The sequence below is a fragment of the Pseudomonas sp. P5_A2_2 genome (genome assembly GCF_054177685.1).
Genome location: NZ_JBGCUL010000290.1, coordinates 1 through 5,120, shown reverse-complemented (window position 1 = coordinate 5,120; position 5,120 = coordinate 1). Strand labels below are relative to the sequence as shown.

The 5,120-nt window shown below is 60.3% G+C and carries 3 protein-coding genes and 1 rRNA gene; 3 read left to right on the top strand and 1 reads right to left on the bottom strand.

Features of this window, described 5'->3' with window-relative positions; all coding sequences use genetic code 11:
- The first annotated feature begins 33 nt into the window (after positions 1-33).
- From ACXRVY_RS16595 to ACXRVY_RS16585, 3 genes are read left to right on the top strand one after another with little or no spacing between them, the layout of a single operon-like run.
- Positions 34-963 (top strand): diiron oxygenase, encoded by a 930-nt coding sequence (locus ACXRVY_RS16595; protein ID WP_458237785.1) that lies wholly within the window; start codon positions 34-36, stop codon positions 961-963.
- Positions 964-976: 13 nt separating this feature from the next.
- Entirely contained in the window at positions 977-4,387 is a 3,411-nt protein-coding gene (locus ACXRVY_RS16590) for an amino acid adenylation domain-containing protein (protein ID WP_458237784.1), read from the top strand.
- Between the two features lie 23 nt (positions 4,388-4,410).
- Positions 4,411-4,878, top strand: coding sequence for an SRPBCC family protein (locus ACXRVY_RS16585; protein WP_223463867.1), 468 nt, complete (start codon positions 4,411-4,413; stop codon positions 4,876-4,878).
- A 105-nt stretch (positions 4,879-4,983) separates the two neighbouring features.
- Here the strand turns inward: ACXRVY_RS16585 and rrf are convergent.
- A 5S ribosomal RNA gene (rrf, locus tag ACXRVY_RS16580) occupies positions 4,984-5,099 on the bottom strand.
- Positions 5,100-5,120 lie beyond the last annotated feature (21 nt).

The window sequence follows — 5,120 nt, the reverse complement described above, 5'->3', positions numbered from 1 at the left end:
GAGCATGAACGAATCCGTCACGGAGGTGAGCGCATGAACGCCGCCGACTACCAATCCTTCGCCGACGCCTGGGAAAGTCGCGCGACCATCCGCACACGCCCGCGCCGTGTGCTGGAGAACGACGACAAACTGATCTACCCCTTGAGCCGCCAACCCTTGGTGCTGAGCGAAACCTTTCTGCGCGAATGCCCGGAACAGCGCGACTTCGCCCTGGTACAGACGCTCTACAAGTTCATCAACGATGTGGTGATTTTCGAAACCGAGATCGTCGACAAAACCGCCCGCAGCATCGCCAAGAATCGCTTCGCGTTCGAGTTCCCGTTCGCCTGCCGCTACGACGCCATGACGGTTGTGGTGGACGAGGATTACCACGCACTGGTGGCGATGGATTTCATGCAACAAACCATCGCGTTGACCGGTATCACCCCCATTGAGTTGCCGGATGAGATCGAGCTGAGCCGGGCGATACCGGCGGCCGTGGCGCTGGCACCGGAGCACCTGCGCAGCGCTGTAGAACTCATTTGCGTGRCCATCGCCGAAAACACGGTGACCGGTGATGTCGCCGCGTTCGCCAAGGACGACACGGTCAAACAATCGATCAAGGGCCTGATGGCCGATCACCTGCTGGACGAGGGGCGCCACTCCGGTTTTTGGGCGCGGCTGGTACGCATCTACTGGCATACCGCAAGTGCAGGCGACCGCCAGTGCATCGCGCAGATCCTGCCGGTGTTCATTGGCCATTACCTGACCAACGACATCCAGAAATCCTTCGACTTCCGCTTGATCGACGCACTGCAGATCAACGATGTGGCGCGGCGCGCACTCAAGAACGAAATGTCGGCACTGGCCTTTCCGATCAATCGCCATCACCCCCTGGTGGCCAACATTGTGCGGTTTTTCCACAGCAGTTCGCTGCTCGATGCGCCGTGCGTACAGACCGCCCTCAGCGACTATCTGGTTTGACGAGGAGCCCATCATGAGACGTCTCGACATTTTGCTCACCGGACAAAGCCAGGCCCTGACCAACCTGGCGCTGGAACTCGAACAACACGGTCACTCACTGACGCGGATCTGCGCGCTCGACGATATGCCTGGACAGGCTGACCTGCTGATCGACGATGGCACACTGTTTCAGTACATCGGGGATGCGCCACGACTGRCAATTCAATTGGGTCTCGGCCGGCAGCAGGCGTCCGGCCTGCCATCGCTGGACGTGTTGTGCTGCCACGGCTCAACGCTGCTGACCCGTGTACCCATTGCCGATGAACCGTCGGGTAATGGCCAGGCGTTGCGTATGCAGGCCATGACAGCTCTGGTTGACCACGTGGCGTTGCTGGTCAGCCGCTACTCGCGGGATGTCGACTATTTTCGACACGCCGAACCCGCCGTACCTGCCCGCTTCGAGCGCATCGAGATCCTGCGGTTCCTGGACAGCCTCGCGTTCGTGCATCGCCTCAATGGCAGCGTCGACCCACGGCTGCAGCAACTCGCGCAAACGTCGATGATCGAAAGGCTGGAACAACAATTCATCCAGAGCGCCGACCATCCGGCCTTGAGCATCGCTGGCAACACCCTCGACTATCGCCAATTGCACGCCCACAGCCGCGCCATCCAGCAACGGTTGCAACCGCTGCTGGATCAGCATCAAGGCCCGGTAGTCATCGGGATCTGCCTGCCCAAATGCAATGCGCTGTATGCGGGAATCCTGGCGATCCTGGGCAGCGGCGCGGTGTACTTGCCGCTGGAGCCGAGCCATCCGTTGCAACGTCAGCAGTACATTCTGTCGAATGCTGGCGCGGTATTGTTGCTGCATGACGGCGAGCATCCCCTGGCGAGCCAGATGCCGGGGCTGGATATCAGCCACATCGACGTCCATGACGCARACCTCACTCAACCGTTGATGCGCCAACGCCCCGACCTCGATGCACCCTGCATGGCGCTCTACACCTCGGGCACCACCGGCCATCCGAAGGGTGTTCTGCTCAGCCAGGCCAACCTCGCGCACTTCATACACTGGTACGCCGACTATGTGCAGCTGACCGGCCAGAGCCGGGTGTTGCAGTTTTCTTCGTTGAGTTTCGACTCATCGCTGATCGACATCTTCCCGACCCTGTTGCAAGGCGCCGAGCTGATCGTGCCCGGTGATGACCAACGCCGCGATCCGCTGCAACTTGTGGAACTGATTCGTCATCGACAACTGACCCACGCCTTTTTACCGCCGGCCTTGTTGAGCATCCTGCCTCTGGAGCAGTTGCAGTGCCTGGATCATGTGATGACCGGCGGCGATGTCTGCGAGCCGTGGGTCATCGAGCAACTGGGCCGTCAGGGCAAGCTCTACAACCTCTACGGGCCCACCGAAGCCACGGTGCTGATTACCGCGCGCAAACTCCAGGCAGGCGACAACAACCGCTCGCTGGGCGCCCCAATCGCCAACAGCCAGGTGTTGATTCTCGATGATGACTTTCAACCGGTGGCCGAACAGACCGTCGGTGAGTTGTACATCGCCGGCCCGGGGGTGTGCCTGGGTTACCTGAACAACCCGCAGCAAACCGCCGAGCGCTATCTGGACCTGAACTTGCCTGACGGCCGGACCCTGCGCGTCTATCGCACCGGGGACATGGCGAAGTGGACGGCTGAAGGGATCGAACTCTGCGGTCGGCGTGATAATCAGGTGAAGATTCGCGGCTTCAGGGTCGAGCCGGAAGAGATTGAGCGCTGCCTGCGCGACAGCCAGTTGTACCGCCAGGTTGCCGTGGTCATCGATAGCCAGCGACGGATTCTGGCCTTCCTTGCCCAACCCCGGGAAGACCTCCCCGGCACCGCTCGCCAAGCGTTGAAAGCCCACGCGACACAGCACCTGCCGGACTACATGAACCCCGTTGCATGGACCGAGCTGACAAGCATGCCGTACGCCAGCAATGGCAAGGTCGACCGCAAGGCGTTGCTGGATCTGCCCGTGAGCGTCACCGATAACCCTTCACGGCGCCTGCCCGTCAACGCCGATGAAGCCCTGCTGCTGGAAATCTGGGCCGAGTTGCTGGAGCTGCCGGCGAGCGACATTTCCACCGACGAAAGCTTCTTCAATCTGGGCGGGCACTCGATCCTGCTATCGCGCATGCTCCTGCGACTGCGCGAGGAATTCGGGCGCAGCATCTCGATCAACCGCTTTATCGAACTGCCCACCATCACCAAACTGGCGACGCTGGTGCGCGGCTCCGGCAGTGAAGAGGTACTGAGCGAACAGGCCCTGCGCGATGCCTTCCGTGAACTGGATATTCAGCCGTTGCCCATCAGCCGCATGGGCGATGTGCACAAGGTGATCATCACCGGCGCCAACAGTTTTGTCGGTGTACATCTCGTCGAGGCGTTGCTGGCCTGGGGGGCCAGCGAAGTCGCCTGCCTGGTTCGCGACGGCAATGGGCAATCGGCGGATGAACGCTTTGCCCAGGCGCTGCGGGAGAACCGTCTGGAGCATCTGGATATGAGCCGGGTGAGGGTTTACGCGGCGGACATCACGCGACCGCAACTCGGTTTGGCGCCCGAGGCATACCAGCGACTGGATCGAGAGTTTGGCGCACTGGTGCACAACGCGGCCAACGTCAATCACGTCCTCGATTACGAGTCGCTGGCGCGGGACAACGTCGAGCCGATTTTCGAATGTTTGCGCCTGTGCGAAGGGCGCAGCAAAAAAATCTTCAACTTCGTCTCGACGCTCTCGGCCTCCAGCACGATGTCCGCCGACGGCCGAGTGCTCGAGTTGCCGGCCGCAGCGACGCCACCGATCTACATCAAGAACGGCTACAACCTGTCCAAATGGGTCGGCGAGCGCATCCTCGAACGGGCGCGGGAGCTTGGGGTGCGGGTCAATCTCTACCGCCCCGGCAACATCAGCTTCAACAGCCTCACAGGCGTATGCCAGCCGCACAAGAATCGCCTGATGCTAATGCTCAAGGGCTCGATCCAGCTTGGCCAGGTGCCGGAATTTGCCTTGAACTTCGACCTGATGCCGGTGGACTTTCTCGCCCGATTCATCGCCTTCCACGCCAGTCGTTATCAACCGGAACAAGCGGTGTTCAACCTGCACAACCCCGAGCCCTTGAGCTGGGACAACTACGTGGCGTCCTTCCGCGAGGCGGGGCGCGATTTCGCGATGGTCAGCGTCGCCGACTGGCAGCAGCAACTGGGTCGGGTCGACAGCGACAACGCGTTGTTCGGCGTACTGGGGTTCTACCTCAACGGCTTCGAGGAGGACATCGGCGATATCTCGATGATCGGTCACGACAACGCCCAGGCCGGTGTTCGGCTAATGGGCGCGCACTACCCGAAAAAGTCCCCGGCGCTGCTGCGTCGCGGCTGCGACTACCTCAAAGAAATCAACTTCATCTGACTCAACCCCAACGGAGCAAAACCATGAGTACTCTGCAACCCGATACCCTGATCAAAAACCCTCAAGGCTGCCACGTGGCGTCCTCGGTGGACGTTCCCGCCGACGCTGCGCAGGTATGGGCCGTAGTCGGTAACTTTGCCGGCTTCGATCGTTTCATTCCGGCGCTGTCGCACATCGAGATGACCGGTGATGGGGTGTCATCGCTACGTAAAAAGTTTTTCAGGGACGGCAATCTGGTGGTCGAGCAACTCAACTCCCGGGACGACCAGGCAAGGCACATGACCTGGACCACCATTTACAACACCCTGGGTGTGGCCAATCTGTGGGCAGCGATGAGCGTTGAACCACTGGGTGCGGGCAAGTCCCGAGCCACCTGGACCATCATCGCCGAACCGGCGCATGGAGGCACCGAAGCGCTGCCGGGCTTCAAGGATTTCGTGCAGGGCTTTGCCGATGATGCAATGAACAATGTGCTGAAACTGTTTGCCTAAAATGTGGAAAAACACGTTGTGGAGAGGCTCCGCAATGGGCTTTTCAGTACACCTGAAACGACAAAACCCCTGTCTGCGTTAGCAGACAGGGGTTTCGGAATTCAATCTTGACGATGACCTACTCTCACATGGGGAAACCCCACACTACCATCGGCGATGCATCGTTTCACTGCTGAGTTCGGGATGGGATCAGGTGGTTCCAATGCTCTATGGTCGTCAAGAAATTCTGTGACCAGCTCGTT

Excerpts from the sequence above, each read along its gene's own strand:
- ACXRVY_RS16585 (WP_223463867.1), top strand. The coding sequence starts at position 4,411 with ATGAGTACTCTGCAACCCGATACCCTGATCAAAAACCCTCAAGGCTGC.